17 protein-coding genes are annotated in these 13,924 nt (G+C 71.7%); 2 read left to right on the top strand and 15 right to left on the bottom strand.

Features of this window, described 5'->3' with window-relative positions:
* Positions 1-105: 105 nt before the first annotated feature.
* Complete coding sequence (locus tag DEI85_RS06585) at positions 106-663, top strand: murein hydrolase activator EnvC family protein (RefSeq protein ID WP_181436352.1); 558 nt, start codon at positions 106-108, stop codon at positions 661-663.
* Positions 664-696: 33 nt separating this feature from the next.
* Here the strand turns inward: DEI85_RS06585 and DEI85_RS06580 are convergent, their stop codons facing one another.
* The 9 genes from DEI85_RS06580 to rplS form a co-directional block, all read right to left on the bottom strand.
* A complete protein-coding gene (locus DEI85_RS06580) occupies positions 697-1,629 on the bottom strand; it encodes a tyrosine recombinase XerC (protein WP_258369803.1) in 933 nt (310 codons plus the stop codon).
* A gap of 25 nt (positions 1,630-1,654) precedes the next feature.
* Positions 1,655-2,893: a DNA-processing protein DprA gene (gene dprA / locus DEI85_RS06575; protein ID WP_111090478.1), complete on the bottom strand. Its 1,239-nt coding sequence runs from the start codon at positions 2,891-2,893 to the stop codon at positions 1,655-1,657.
* Positions 2,890-4,413, bottom strand: a complete 1,524-nt coding sequence (locus DEI85_RS06570; protein ID WP_111090479.1) for a YifB family Mg chelatase-like AAA ATPase — start codon at positions 4,411-4,413, stop codon at positions 2,890-2,892. The genes dprA and DEI85_RS06570 overlap by 4 nt, the downstream gene beginning before the upstream one ends.
* Entirely contained in the window at positions 4,410-4,799 is a 390-nt protein-coding gene (locus DEI85_RS06565; protein ID WP_051596761.1) for a YraN family protein, read from the bottom strand. Before DEI85_RS06565 ends, DEI85_RS06570 begins: the two co-directional genes overlap by 4 nt.
* 151 nt (positions 4,800-4,950) lie before the next feature.
* Positions 4,951-5,301, bottom strand: a complete 351-nt coding sequence (locus DEI85_RS06560; protein WP_017888250.1) for a histone-like nucleoid-structuring protein Lsr2 — start codon at positions 5,299-5,301, stop codon at positions 4,951-4,953.
* Positions 5,302-5,418: 117 nt separating this feature from the next.
* Positions 5,419-5,742, bottom strand: coding sequence for a DUF2469 family protein (locus DEI85_RS06555; RefSeq protein ID WP_017888251.1), 324 nt, complete (start codon positions 5,740-5,742; stop codon positions 5,419-5,421).
* Between the two features lie 45 nt (positions 5,743-5,787).
* Positions 5,788-6,495 (bottom strand): ribonuclease HII, encoded by a 708-nt coding sequence (gene rnhB, locus DEI85_RS06550; protein ID WP_110859093.1) that lies wholly within the window; start codon positions 6,493-6,495, stop codon positions 5,788-5,790.
* Positions 6,492-7,235 carry a signal peptidase I gene (lepB, locus tag DEI85_RS06545; RefSeq protein WP_110859094.1) on the bottom strand — a complete coding sequence of 248 codons (744 nt, stop codon included), beginning with the start codon at positions 7,233-7,235 and terminating at the stop codon, positions 6,492-6,494. The genes rnhB and lepB overlap by 4 nt, the downstream gene beginning before the upstream one ends.
* Positions 7,236-7,357: 122 nt before the next feature.
* Positions 7,358-7,714, bottom strand: coding sequence for a 50S ribosomal protein L19 (gene rplS / locus DEI85_RS06540; RefSeq protein ID WP_017888254.1), 357 nt, complete (start codon positions 7,712-7,714; stop codon positions 7,358-7,360).
* 168 nt (positions 7,715-7,882) lie between these two features.
* Between rplS and map the strand changes: the two genes are divergently transcribed.
* Entirely contained in the window at positions 7,883-8,674 is a 792-nt protein-coding gene (gene map, locus DEI85_RS06535; protein WP_111123467.1) for a type I methionyl aminopeptidase, read from the top strand.
* Between the two features lie 149 nt (positions 8,675-8,823).
* Here map and trmD read toward each other — a convergent pair whose 3' ends face one another.
* The 6 genes from trmD to DEI85_RS06505 form a co-directional block, all read right to left on the bottom strand.
* Entirely contained in the window at positions 8,824-9,516 is a 693-nt protein-coding gene (gene trmD, locus DEI85_RS06530) for a tRNA (guanosine(37)-N1)-methyltransferase TrmD (RefSeq protein WP_111090481.1), read from the bottom strand.
* Positions 9,517-9,521: 5 nt separating this feature from the next.
* On the bottom strand, positions 9,522-10,067 hold the full coding sequence (gene rimM, locus DEI85_RS06525) for a ribosome maturation factor RimM (RefSeq protein WP_171907871.1): 546 nt from the start codon (positions 10,065-10,067) through the stop codon (positions 9,522-9,524).
* Positions 10,068-10,086: 19 nt separating this feature from the next.
* On the bottom strand, positions 10,087-10,323 hold the full coding sequence (locus DEI85_RS06520; RefSeq protein WP_017888258.1) for an RNA-binding protein: 237 nt from the start codon (positions 10,321-10,323) through the stop codon (positions 10,087-10,089).
* Between the two features lie 3 nt (positions 10,324-10,326).
* Positions 10,327-10,740, bottom strand: a complete 414-nt coding sequence (gene rpsP / locus DEI85_RS06515) for a 30S ribosomal protein S16 (protein WP_027465884.1) — start codon at positions 10,738-10,740, stop codon at positions 10,327-10,329.
* Positions 10,741-10,904: 164 nt separating this feature from the next.
* Complete coding sequence (locus DEI85_RS06510) at positions 10,905-13,040, bottom strand: oxidoreductase (protein WP_111090482.1); 2,136 nt, start codon at positions 13,038-13,040, stop codon at positions 10,905-10,907.
* A gap of 4 nt (positions 13,041-13,044) precedes the next feature.
* Positions 13,045-13,890, bottom strand: coding sequence for an SDR family oxidoreductase (locus DEI85_RS06505; protein WP_110859098.1), 846 nt, complete (start codon positions 13,888-13,890; stop codon positions 13,045-13,047).
* Positions 13,891-13,924: the final 34 nt, after the last annotated feature.

Here is a 13,924-nt window from a genome sequence, read left to right as displayed (position 1 = left end):
GCCCGTCGCTGCATGGTTCCTCCCCAGGGCCTGGAGGCGGGACTCACCCTCCACGGATCACCTCGGCTCCGCCCCGGGGCCGGTTCCACGGCCGAGGCTGGGAACATGCGATCGACTGCACGTTCCGTCTTGCTGTCCGTGGTGTGCGCGGCGGTGCTGAGCGGGACGGCGGTGCTCGGTGCATCGCCGTCGACGGGCGCCGGGGCGTTGGCGGGTGCTGCGACCGACTCGGGCCGGGTCGAGGCCCGCTGGGTCTGGCCCACCGGATCGCGGGTCGTCGAGCGCGCGTGGGAACCAGCGTCCTCGGACTACGCCGCCGGCCACCGGGGCCTCGACGTCCCGGCCGTCCTCGGGAGCACCGCCTCGGCGGTGGACGACGGCACCGTGGCGTTCGCCGGCGCGGTGGGCGGCCGCTCCGTCGTGACCATCGACCACGGCGACGGGCTGGTCAGCACGCTCGACTCGGTGACGCCCCTGGTCGCCGCGGGAGACGACGTCGTGCGGGGTGCGGCGGTCGGACGCGTCTCGGTCGGACACTGTCCGGCGTCGGCGCCGTGCCTGCACCTCGGTGCTCGCGTCGACGGTCGCTACGTCGACCCGATGGCGTACCTGCCACCGGCCGAGTGGCCGGTGCTGCTGCCCGAGTCGGCCTGGCCCGGGTGAGCGGAACCGACCGGGACGCACGTCGGCGCAGCGTCAGGCGCGCGGGTGCGCTGTCCGGTAGACCTCGCGCAGCCGGGCCGACGACACGTGCGTGTAGATCTGCGTCGTCCCGAGGCTGGCGTGACCGAGGAGTTCCTGCACCGCACGCAGGTCCGCTCCCCCGTCGAGCAGGTGCGTCGCCGCGGTGTGCCGGAAGGTGTGCGGGCCACTCGGGCCCTCGCCCGGCAGGTCACCGAGCAGCCGCGCCACCACGCGGTAGGCACTTCGGACGCCGAGTCGGGTGCCTCGGTCGCCGAGGAACAGCGCCGTGCCGGCCGGTCCCTCCGCCCGTGCCGCGAGGGCGGGCCGTCCGCGCTCGAGCCACGCCTCGAGTGCGTCCCGCGCCGGCACCCCGAACGGCACCACGCGTTCCTTGCCGCCCTTGCCGAGCACCCGCACGGTCAAGCGTCCGCGATCGACGTCGGTCACGTTCGTCCCGACGAGTTCGCTGACCCGGATGGCCGCCGCGTACAGGAGCTCGACGAGGGCCAGGTCCCGCAGCGCCGTCGGGTCCTCCGTCGCCGCACGGGCACCGAGTCCGTCGAGCAGGGCGCGCACCTGGTCGGCCGACACCACGCGAGGCAGGTGCGACCCACCCTTCGGCGCGCGGAGCCGGACCCCGGCGTCGGTCGTCGTCACCCCGGTCTCGCTCGCCCAACGCGTGAACGCCCGCACGGACGAAGACCGCCGGGCGATGGTCGACCGGGCGAGCCCGCGGTGATCGGCGTCCCACAGCCAGTCACGCAGGAGCTCGAGCTCGACGTCGGCGACGCGGTCGATGCCGCGACCGTCCGCGAACGCGACGAGCTGCTCGAGGTCGTTGGCGTACGCGCGGAGGGTCTGCTCGCTGAGGCCACGCGCGTGCCGGGCGTGCCCGAGGAAGGCGTCCACCGCCACCACGAGTCGACTGTCCGTCCGCGCAACCACGACGCCAGCGTACGGCGACCGGACGTCATGCCCGACCCCACCCGCCGCCGCTGGCGACGACGAGTCCCTGCAGCTGTGCGAGCGCGAGCGCGTCGGCGACGTCGGCCGTCGACATCCCGGCCCGGCGGGCGATCTCGGCCTCGGGCAGGGCGCGACGGCCGAGCGCGTCGAGCACCCGGAGCACCTCGGGATCCTGCCTGCCGGACAGGAGCGGTTCGTCGCGCACCGCTCCCCCGCTCGTCCCGGTCGCGGGCCTCACCGCCGCGACCGGATCCCCGGGGTGCACGACGATCTGTGCCCGCCCCTGTGCGATGAGTCGATGGCACCCGACCGACGCCGAGGACGCGAACGCTCCCGGCACCGCGAACACGGGCCGGCCGAGCTGTGCGGCGTGGTGGGCGGTGTTGAGGGCCCCGGACCGGGCGCCTGCTTCGACCACGACCGTGACGTCGGCCAGCGCGGCGATCAGTCGGTTCCGGGCGAGGAAGCGCCACCGCGTCGGTCGCGTCCCCGGTGCCGACTCGGCGAGCAACGCCCCTTGCCGGGCCACGTTGTGGAGCAACTGCGCGTTCCCCACCGGGTAGAGCTGGTCGATGCCACCGGCCAGGACCGCGATCGTGGGCGTCCCGGCGGCGACTGCGACACGGTGCGCCACCGCGTCGATGCCGTAGGCACCCCCGCTCACGATGCGGCACCCGGCGTCCGCCGCCGTCGACGTGATCTCCGCCGCGGCCTCGGCCCCGGCCACCGTGTTCGCCCGGGACCCCACGACGCCGAGCGCCGGCCTCCCGTCGCCGAGGCACACGCCCGAGCTGCGCGTCCAGAGGACCACCGGGGCGTGCGGACCGAGGTCGTCCATCGCCGACGGCCACCCGTCGCTCGCGGGGACCAGCAGACCGGCTCCGACCGCTCCCGCCGCCGCCAGCACGTCGCCCACCTCGACGGCGGCCAGCCGGGGCCGCCAGCGTTCCACCGCGGTCTGCAGCACACCGAGCAGCACCGCGGGGTCCTCGGCGCCCGGTACCTCGGCGTCGACGCAACATCCCAGCAGCGGATCGAAGTCCTTGTCAGCGGCGAGCAGCACCGCACCGAGCGCGCGCTCCGGTCCGAGTCCGGCGAGGAGCTCTCCGGCGACGGAGTCCCCCGGCTCGACGATGGCCGACCACGCGACGCGGGCCGCGGCCTGCACCGGGTCGACCGCCGCACCGCTCGGCCCGAGCAGGCGCGCCACCGTGTCGAGGAGCTCGGTGCCCGCCGCGATCACAGGGCGCTCCGCAGCGCGAGGGCTCCGCGGACGTGCGCACCCGTGGGCCGCTCCACCGCGTCGAGGTCGGCCAGCGTCCACGCCAGTCGCATCACGCGGTCCCAGCCGCGCATCGTCAGGGTGCCGAGGTCGAGTGCGCGGTCGAGGTCTGCCGTCGACCCGGGTTCGATGCGCCCCTCGGCCCGGAGCCACGTCCCGGTGACCTCGGCGTTGCGGGACCATCCCGTCCCGTGCAGTCGCTCCGCCATCCGGGCGCGGGCTGCCGCGACCGCGGCACGCGCGACCGCCGTCGTCGGGGTGCTGCCGTCCGCGTCCCGCATCCGACCCGTCGTCACCCGGGGCACCAGCACCCGGATGTCCATCCGGTCGAGCAGTGGCCCCGACATCCGGCCGAGGTACCGGCGGACGGTGCTCGGCGAGCACTCGCACGGCTGCCCGTGCGCACCACCGGCGTTGCCGCACGGGCAGGGGTTCGCCGCCAGGACGACCTGGCAGCGTGCGGGGAACTCGGCCGCGCCCGCCGCACGGTGGATCGTGATCCGACCGGACTCGAGCGGCTGCCGGAGCGCGTCGAGCACGGCCCGCGGGAACTCCGGCGCCTCGTCGAGGAACAGGATGCCCCCGGTGGCGCGCGACACGGCGCCGGGGCGCAGGACCCCCGAGCCGCCGCCGATGAGCGAGACCGCCGACGCGGAGTGGTGCGGGGCTTCCCACGGCGGCTTCGTGCTCCACGAGGCGGGACCCAGCCCGGCGACGGACCGGACCGCGGCGACCTCGAGCGCGGTCTCGTCGTCGAGGTCGGGCAGCAGCCCGGGCAGCCGCTCGGCGAGCATGGTCTTGCCCGCGCCCGGTGGCCCGAGCAGCAGTGCGTGGTGTCCCCCGGCCGCCGCGGCGATGAGTGCTCGGACGCCGACCGGGTTCCCCACGACGTCCGACAGTTCGGCCACGGGACGCGGCACCGACGTGACCGGGACCGGCAGCACCGGATCGACCTCGACCGCCGGCAGGAGCGCCCCGGCGTCGATCGCCGCCGCCCGTAACGAGTCCACGCCCCGGATCCGCACCCCGCCGACCACGCGGGCCTCGGTCAGGTTGCCGACGGGCAGCACGACGCGGTCCGCACCGGCGTCGCGCGCGGCGACCAGCATCGGGATCACCCCGGGGACCGGACGCACCCGCCCGTCGAGGCCGAGCTCGCCGATGTAGACGATGCGCTCCGAGACGTCCGGCGCGAGACCGGCACCCGCGAGCACGGCCATCGCGATGGCGAGGTCGAACCCCGAACCGCGCTTCGGGATCGCCGCCGGGGTCAGGTTCACGGTGATCCGACGTGCGGGCAGCGGGCACCCCGCGTTCGCCGCCGCGGATCGCACGCGTTCCCGTGCCTCACCCAGCGAGGTGTCGGGCAGACCGATGATGCTGAACGCCGGGAGCTGACTGGTCAGGTGCGCTTCGACCTCGATGCGACGACCGGTGACCCCGAGGAGCGCGACCGCGGCAGCGCGCCCGATGCCGGTCACAACACACCCGCCAGATGCTCGACGACGGTGCGGGGACCGTCGACGTGGACCGCGACGACGTCCACCCGGACCGCGCGCGCCGAGACCTCGGGATGCGCGTCGAACCACTCGGGCACGAGTCGCCGCATCCGGGTGAGCTTCGCGGCGGTGATCGCCTCGAACGGGTGGCCGGTCGCGGCCCCGGAACGGGTCTTCACCTCGATGAACGCGAGCGTGCAGGAATCCCACGCGACGATGTCGATCTCGCCGCGGGCACATCGCCAGTTCCGCTCGAGCACGCGGAATCCCCGCGCTTCGAGCCAGACCACCGCTCGTTCTTCACCGAATCGTCCGAGTCGACCATTCCGGAGCGACCGCCCCGGTGGACGTTGCACGTCTTGTTCCATGTCGTTGCCTCCACGACAACGATCTCCGGAACGAACACCCCGATCGGCGGAGTCGGAGAGTCTGTGGAATCAGCGCCCGCGAATTGCCCCTGTGGAGGAAAGAAGAAGGACCCGGGCGATCGAGATCACCCGGGTCCTGCTGCGACGAGCGTCAGTGCGCTGCTGCGTAGGCTTCCTGCACCTGCGTCGAGATGCGGCCGCGGGACGAGACTTCGTACCCGTTCTCCTTGGCCCACTCGCGGATCTTGCCGAGCTCTTCCGAGTTGCCGCGCTTCGGCGCGGACTTCGGGGCGGAACCGCCGCCGGTTCGGCGACCGGACACCTTGCGCGCTGCGGCGATGTAGTCGGAGATCGCCTCGCGGAACTTGTCGACGTTGTCGTTCGACAGGTCGATCTCGTACGACGAGCCGTCGAACGCGAATTCGACCGTCCGACCTTCACCGGTGGTGATAGGGGAATCGTCGAGGTCGTCGACGAGCTGGACGGTGACCTTCTGTGCCATGGGGTGCTCCTGTTCGTGGGGCGGTTGAATCCCCATCAGAATAGCGCGAACAATTCACCGCCGGTTCGGATCAGCGGCGATTCACCGAGAAAGAAGCAGGGGAAAGCAAATTGACGATCACTCGTCGAGTGCGAGTTCCTTCGGCAGTTCGAGTTCCCGCGTCGTGAGTTCCTCGACATTCACGTCCTTGAACGTGAGTACCCGGACACCCTTGACGAACCGGTCGGAACGGTAGACGTCCCAGACCCAGACGTCGTTCATCGTCAGTTCGAAGTAGAAGTCGTGCTCCGTGTCACGGCGCACGAGTTCGACCTCGTTCGCCAGGTAGAAACGGCGCTCCGTCTCGACCACGTAACGGAACTGCGACACCACGTCTCGGTACTCGCGGTACAGGGCCAGCTCGACCTCGCGGTCGTAGTCGTCGAATTCGTCCTCATCCATTGCGCCCACAGTCTACGGCGACGGAGGGCCGAGCGGACGACGGGCTCAACCCGCGACGGCGTCGAGTTCGTCGAACCCGTCCAGTGCGACGCTCGAGGCCTGGTGCAGCCAGGACTTCCGGTGCAGTGCGTGCGCACCGATCGTCCGGATCGCGTCGTAGTGCGCCGTCGACCCGTAGCCCTTGTTCGACACCCACCCGTAGTGCGGAGCCTCGTCGTGCGCCGAGATCATGAGCGCGTCACGAGCGACCTTCGCCACCACCGACGCAGCAGCCACCGAGGCACAGTCGCGGTCGGCCTTGACCCGGACGACGACCTCGAGCGGATCGGCGGCCGGACGGAGCGCCTCGGGCAGGGCGCGGCTCAACCAGTCGAACGAGCCGTCGAGCACCACCACCGCGCCGTCGAGCGACACCCCGTCGGCGACCAGGGAGCCGAGCGCCTGCGCACCGGCCGCGCCGAGGGCCGGGACGATGCCCTGCTGGTCGACGAACTCCGCCGATGCCATGCCGACCGCCGTGCGTGCCCAGCGCTGCACGACGGGCACGAGGTCGGTCCGGCGCGCTTCGGAGAGCAGCTTGGAATCGGCGAGTCCCTGGGGCACACGACCGATGTCGAGCGTCACCGCGGCCACACCGACGCCGACCGGACCGGCGATGGCGCCACGGCCGACCTCGTCCATGCCGATGACCGTCACGCGGCCCTCGGCGAGCAGACGCTTCTCGACCCGGAGCGACGGACGGACGGCGGTCACTCGTCGCGCTCCTCCACGCCGGCGAACACCTCGGGGTGGTCGTCGAGCCACGTCCAGCGGCTCGCCGGCCAGGAGATGACGAACGCGCGGCCCGTGACGTCGGACATCGGGACGAAGCCCTTCGACGGGGTGTCGCCGTTGTACCGGGAGTCCTTCGAGTCGTTCCGGTTGTCGCCCATCACCCAGATGGTGCCCTTTGGTACGGTGACCGAGAAGTCGGTGGCCGAGGCCGGGGCGCCGGCGGGGAGCTTCAGGTACGGCTCCTTGATCGGCACACCGTTGACCGACATCTGTCCGAGGTCGTTGCAGCAGGACACCTTGTCGCCCGGCAGCCCGATGACGCGCTTGATCAGGTGGTCGTCGCTGTCACCGGTGCCGAGCCCGACCTGCGTGAGGAGCCAGTCGATGGCCTTGGCGGGCTGGGTGTCCGGCGTGACGCTCGGCACCTCGGACCCGGTGAGCCAGCCGCCCGGGTCCTTGAAGACGACGACGTCCCCCCGCTTCAGGGCCACGGCGCCGGGGACGAGCTCGTTGACGATCACCCGGTCGTTGATCTGCAGCGTGTTCTCCATCGACGCCGACGGGATGTAGAACGACCGGATCAGGAACGTCTTGACCAGGAACGACACGAGCAGTGCCGCGATGAAGATGATGACGAGGTCGCGGAGGAATGTGAGGACTCCGTTCCGTTGCTTCTCAGCACGTGGCCTGCGCCCGGAATCCTCTGTCGTGTCCGTCATTTCCGCTCTCGTTCGAACCACTGACTCCCCGCAATGGGAAGAGCCCCCCGTCGATGCACAACCGTACATGGACGAGGGGCTCGCAGCGCCGTCCGGCTCGCGGACGTTCACTGTGAAGGCGATCAGGCGTCGCGCTTCTCCTTGATCTTGCGGCGGGCCGCCTTGCCGCGGAGCTCGCGCAGGTAGTAGAGCTTCGCACGACGGACGTCACCCTTCGTGACGATCTCGATGTGGTCGATGATCGGCGAGTGCACGGGGAACCAGCGCTCGACGCCGACCTGGAAGCTCACCTTGCGGACCTTGAAGGTCTCGCCGATGCCGTGGCCCTGACGGCCGATGACGACTCCCTGGAAGACCTGGATACGCGAGCGCGTGCCTTCGATGATGTTGACGTGCACCTTGATGGTGTCGCCGGGGCGGAAGTCCGGGACGTCGGTACGCAGCGATGCTGCGTCGACGTTGTCGAGGAGCTGGCTCATGGTGGGTTTCACTCTCTGCGGACGCGCACGGGTCGCCGCGGATCGAAGGTTCGGAAAGTGGTGGTGCGTGCCCGGTGTCGGCGACTCCCCCGTGGCAGAGTCCAGCCAGGGCACAGCGTTCAATACTGCCACAGAGAGCGCGGGAGACAAAACGACGAGGATGGACCCATGATCGAACTCCGCACCCCCGCCGAGCTGGACGGACTGCGCGTCGCCGGCCGGTTCGTGGCCGACGTCCTCGACGAGCTGCTCGAGACCGTCGACGTCGGCGTCAACCTGCTCGACCTCGACCGCGTCGCGGCCAGGATGATCGCCGAACGCGGGGCGGAGAGCTGCTACGTCGACTACCACCCGTCGTTCGGCATGTCGCCGTTCGGCAAGAACCTCTGCACCTCGGTGAACGACGCCGCCCTGCACGGGCTGCCGCACGACCACACCCTGCAGGACGGCGACCTGGTGAGCCTGGACTTCGCCGCGAGCGTCGGCGGCTGGGTCGCGGACTCCGCCGTGAGCGTCCAGGTCGGCACGCCGCGCGACGAGGACCAGGCCCTGATCGCCACGGTCGAGCGAGCGCTGGCCGCCGGCATCGCCCAGGCGGCTCCCGGCAACAGGCTCGGCGACGTCTCGCACGCCATCGGTCACGTCGCGCACGAGGCCGGTCACGACGTGAACCTGCAGTTCGGCGGGCACGGCGTCGGTCGCACGATGCACGGGGATCCGCACGTGCCGAACGACGGCCGTCCGGGTCGCGGCCTGAAGCTCCGACCGGGGCTGGTCGTCGCGATCGAGCCGTGGCTCATGCAGACGACCGACGAGCTCTACCAGGACGATGACGGCTGGACCCTGCGCAGCGTCGACGGCTCACGTGCCGCGCACGTCGAACACACGGTCGCGGTCACCGAGGCCGGCCCCGAGGTCCTGACCCTGCGTCGCGCTCAGCGCGCCGACCCGACCGTCTGACGGACGGGAGGCACGGTGCGGGCCCGCCCCGTGCCTCCAGGCAGACCCGGCGGGGCCGGGTTTCGTGCTCAGCGACAGTTCACGCGGAACGAACCGCGAGGAGTGTCGCTCAGCCCGAAACGCGTTCAGCAGGCAGACGCGCCAGCCGATCACGCAGGCGGCAGCAGGTCCGGACGGACGCGCCGCGTCCGCTCCAGCTGCTGCTCGTGCCGCCAGGCACCGACGCGGGCGTGGTGCCCGCTGAGCAGGACGTCGGGGACGTCCAGGCCGCGCCACGACGCGGGCTTGGTGTACGAGGGGTACTCGAGCAGGCCGTCCTCGTGGGACTCCTCGACCAGCGACTCGGGGTTGCCGACGACCCCGGGGACGAGTCGACCGACGGCCTCGATCATCGCCATCGCGGCGACCTCGCCGCCGTTCAGCACGTAGTCCCCGAGCGAGAGCTCCACGACGGTGGCGTGCGTCGACGCCCACTCGAAGACGCGGGCGTCGATGCCCTCGTACCGCCCGCAGGCGAACACGAGGTGCTCCGACGTCGACGCGAGCGACCGCGCGATGGACTGCGTGAAGGGCGTGCCGGCCGGCGTCGGGACCACCAGGGTCGACGAGCCGTCGGGCCGGAAGAGCGCCTCGAGCGCCTGCGCCCACGGCTCCGGCTTCATCACCATGCCGGCACCACCGCCGTACGGGGTGTCGTCGACGGTGCGGTGCCGGTCGGTGGTCCACGACCGCAGGTCGTGCACGTGCAGGTCGAGCAGACCGCCGGAGCGGGCCTTGCCCAGCAGGGACACGTCGAGCACGGAGAAGAACTCCGGGAAGATCGTGACGATGTCGATCCGCACGGGGACTAGTCCGTGACCGTCTCGGGGCGCGAGGTGTCCTCGGGGTCCTCGAACAGCCCCTGCGGCGGCGTGACCGTGACGGTGCCGGCCGCGATGTCGACCGCCGGCACGATGGCCGAGACGAACGGCACGAGGACCTCGCCGCGGGACGGCGTGTCGATCGCGAGCAGGTCCTGGGCGGGCATGTGGTCCACACGGGCGACCGTGCCGACCTCGACGCCGTCACGCAGGACCTTGAGCCCGACGAGCTGGTGGTCGTACCAGGCGTCGTCCTCACCGGTCTCGGCGTCGGCGTCCTGCTCGACCCAGAGGATGATGCGCGCCAGGGACTCGGCCGCGGTGCGGTCGTCGATCCCGGCGAAGAACGCGACGGGGTGACCGTTGTACCAGCGCAGTTCGTCCAGCTCGAGGGTCTTGCCCGACCACGGTGAGTCGTCGGGGACCTGGAGCGTGAACGTGGCGCCCGGGGTGAACCGACGATCCGGGTCGTCCGTGTAGAGCTCGAGCTTGATGCCGCCCTTGAGCCCGTGCGCCTTCGTGATTCGACCCACCCGGAGCTGGGTCGTCTCCCTAGGAATCGGTGTCCACCACGTCGACCCGCACGCGCTTGCCGTCGGCCAGGGCCGTGACGAGGGTGCGGAGCGCCTTGGCGGTGCGCCCGGCGCGACCGATCACGCGGCCGAGGTCCTCGGGGTGCACGCGCACCTCGAGGACCTCGCCGCGTGGGGAGGTGGAGCTGGCGACGCGCACGTCGTCAGGGTGATCGACGATCCCCTTGACGAGGTGCGTCAGCGCGGATTCGAGCAAGGACTACGCCTCGGTCGTCTCGTCGGCGGTCTCGGCGTCGTCGGCCTTGGCGGCGGGAGCCGTCTTCTCCGACTTCGGCTTGAGCACGGCCTTCTTCGAGGAGTCGACCTGGAAGGCCGGCTTCGGCTCGGCGACCTTGACCTTGGACTCGGTGTCCTTCTCGCCCTTGAACTTGGCCCAGTCGCCGGTCAGCTTGAGGAGGGCCGCGACCTGCTCGGTCGGCTGCGCGCCGACGCCGAGCCAGTAGAGCGCACGCTCGGACTCGATCTTGATGACCGAGGGCTCCTCGGTCGGGTGGTACTGACCGATCTCCTCGAGGACACGACCATCGCGCTTGGTGCGCGAGTCGGCGACGACGATGCGGTAGTAGGGCGCACGGATCTTACCGAGACGCTTCAGACGGATCTTGACAGCCACAATTGCTCCTGTTTGCTTTCGTTGTGGTTGAACTGGAACCGCGGGCGTGGGGGCACACACGGCGAAAGCTCGAGAGAGATCGCTCACAGCTGGATAGAGGGTCGAGCTGCGGCGATTCGACCGTTCATTCTTGCAGATTCCCGGCCGTGATGCGAGCCGACTCGCTACGGCGCGAGGCGCCGCACCGCTTCGAGGGCCTCGGACGTCGCCCGGACCGCGTCCACGCTCCGTGCGTCCCGCGCGCCGCCGACGACGGCGTACGGCACGCCGGCGGCCTGGAGGCCCGTGGCGAGTCCGTCAGGCGCGTCGCCCTCGGCGTCGGTCGCGCGCTCCTGCCCGGCGCAGACCACGACGGTGTCCGCCGGTACGCCGACCTCGTCCCCGTGCTCGTCGCGGATCCAGAGCACCCCGGGTTCGATGCGCAGGTACTCCTGCACGCCGCCGACCATCCGAACCCCGGCGTCCCGCAGCCGACCGATCGCGACCCAGCGCGAGGTGATGCCGATCCCCTGGCCGAACTTGCCCGAACGCCGGAGCACCGTCACCTGCGACCCCGGCCTCGTGGTGCGCTGTGCCGCGGGGAGCCGCTGCGGCACGTCGCCGACGAGCTCCTCGGACACGTCGAGGTCCCAGCGGGCCGCGAACTCGGCGGCCCGGACGACCTCGTCGGGCGACTCGGTCAGGAACGCCGCGGTGTCCACGCCGATGCCGCCGCCACCGATGATCGCGACGGTGCCCTCGCCGACCCCCTCGCGGAGTGCCTGCTCGTAGGACAGCACGTGCGGCAGGTCGCTGCCGGGGACGTCGATGCTCCGCGGGACCACCCCGGCCGCGAGCACGACGGCGTCGCTGTCGACGAGGTCCCGAGCCGTGGCCGGGCGTCCGAGGTGGATCGTGGCGCCCCGCTCGGCGAGCTCGGCACGGGCGGACCGCACCGTGGCGGCGTAGTCCTCCTTCCCCGGGACGAGTGCGGCGAGGCCGAACTGGCCGCCGAGGCGGTCGGACGCCTCCCAGACGGTGACGTCGTGGCCCCGGCGAGCGGCGTCCACCGCGGCGGCGAGCCCTGCCGGTCCGCCACCGACGACGTCGACGCGCTTCGGGTCCGCGGTCGGCCGTGCGGGGAAGGCCACTTCGCGGGCCGCCCGCGGGTTCACGAGGCACGACACCGGTGCGCCGATGATCGAACGGTCGAGGCATGCCTGGTTGCAGCCGATGCAGGTGTTCACCAGTGCGAACCCGCCCGCGAGCGAGCGCGACACGATTGCGGGATCGGCGAGGAACGGCCGGGCGAGGGCGACGGCGTCGATCAGGCCGTCGCTGAGCACGGCCTCGCCGTCGCGCAGGTCCGTCATCCGGTTCGAGGCGATCACACGGACGTCCGGGTACGCGGACGAGCGCACCACCGCGGCGATCCGTGCCGCGTACGCCAGCCAGGCCCCGTGCGGCACCGAGGCCTGCACGGTCGGGGTGCGGGACTCGTGCCAGCCGATGCCGACCGAGATGCCGTCGAGCCCGAGCGGCAGCAGGTCGTGCACGAGCGCGTCGACCTCGTCATCGGTCGACGAGCCGGGCATCAGGTCCGCGCCGGACAGCCGGATCGTCACGGCGAGCTCGGGCACCGCGGCGCGCACGGCCCGGACGACCTCGATCGCGAAGCGCCGACGCCGTTCCGCATCGCCGCCCCACTCGTCGTCGCGCAGGTTCGTCAGCGGCGACTGGAACTGGTTGATCAGGTACCCCTCGGACGCCATGATCTCGACGCCGTCGAACCCGATCGCGCGGGCGGTGCGGGCAGCGGCGGCGAAGTCCTCGATGGTCCGCTCGACCTCGGCCGACGTCAGCTCGGTCGGAACCACGCCGCGGGCGGCCGCCCACGGCAGGGCCGAGGGTGCCACGACGCGCTGCGGGTCGCCGTGCCGGTCGACCATGCCCGACGCGAGCGCGTACCGCCCGGCGTGGAACAGCTGCGCCAGGATAGTCCCGCCCTCGTCGTGCACGGCGTCGGCCGCCACCCGGAACCGCTCGTCGGCTCCCCCGACGCCGAACACCGCGAAGTCCGGACCGCCGCGCGCCTCGTCGTTCACCGCGATGCCGCCGGTGATGATGCACGCCGCCCCGCCTGCCGCCCGTTCGCGGTAGAAGGCGGCCATGCCGGCTCCGCCGTCGTCGTGCACCTCGAGCCCGGTGTGCATCGACCCCATCACCACCCGGTTCGCCAGGTGCAGGGGGCCGAGGGTCCATGGTGACGCGACGGTCCGGAGGGACTCCGGCACGACGGGGGCGGAAGCGACGCTGCTCATGCGCCTATTCTGCGGTGTCCGCGCCCGGAGCGTCGGCCGGCAGCACCGCGTCGCGGAGGGGCGACGTGGTGTCCGACCAGTACGGCGGGGCGATGACCGTCAGACCGCCGTCCACCGAGAGCACCTGCCCGGTGATGTACCCGGCCTTGTCCGACAGCAGGAAGTCGACGGCGTCGGCCATGTCGTCGGCCGTCCCGGGGCGCTGCAGCGGGAGCTTCTCGAGCACGGTGTCCATCGGCGCCTGGCCGGGGACCTTCGTGTAGAAGTACTCGAGCGAGTCGGTGTCGATGAGGCCGCCGTTCACCGCGTTGACGGTGATCTGGCGCGGACCGAACTCCACCGCCATGTACTTCATGTACGCCTCGCTCATGGCCTTGGCGGCACCGAGTGCGGCGTAGGTCGGGAACGCCCGGAGCGATCCGTACGACGTCACGACGACGATGCGGCCGCCGCGGTCCATGAGTTCAGCGGCGCGCTGGGCCCCGAGCACGAACGAGCGGGCGTTCGTGGCGTAGCTGCGGTCGAGGTGGTGCAGCTTGAGGTCGGCGACGGGCTTGAACGCGCTGGCGGCGGCGTTCGCCACGAACATGTCGAGGCGTCCGTAGGTGTCGCGCACCAGGTCGAACAGGGCGTCGATCGACTCCGGCTGCTCGATGTCGACCTGCGCCGTGATGCCGTCGCCGCCGGCCGCCTTGACGTCGGCCAGGGACTCCTCGGCCAGGTCGGCGTTGCCCTTGTACGTCACGACGACGGTGACGCCGCGCTGGCCCAGCTTCTGGGCGAGCAGGCGGCCGATGCCGCGCGAGGCACCCGTGATGAGTGCGATGGGAGCGTTGGTGGAGTCGGTCACTGCAGTCCTTTGCTGACGGTGGTGGGTGACGGAC

It is taken from the genome of Curtobacterium sp. MCBD17_026 (assembly GCF_003234895.2).
Taxonomy (GTDB): domain Bacteria; phylum Actinomycetota; class Actinomycetes; order Actinomycetales; family Microbacteriaceae; genus Curtobacterium; species Curtobacterium flaccumfaciens.
This window is presented reverse-complemented; position numbering and strand designations above follow the sequence as displayed.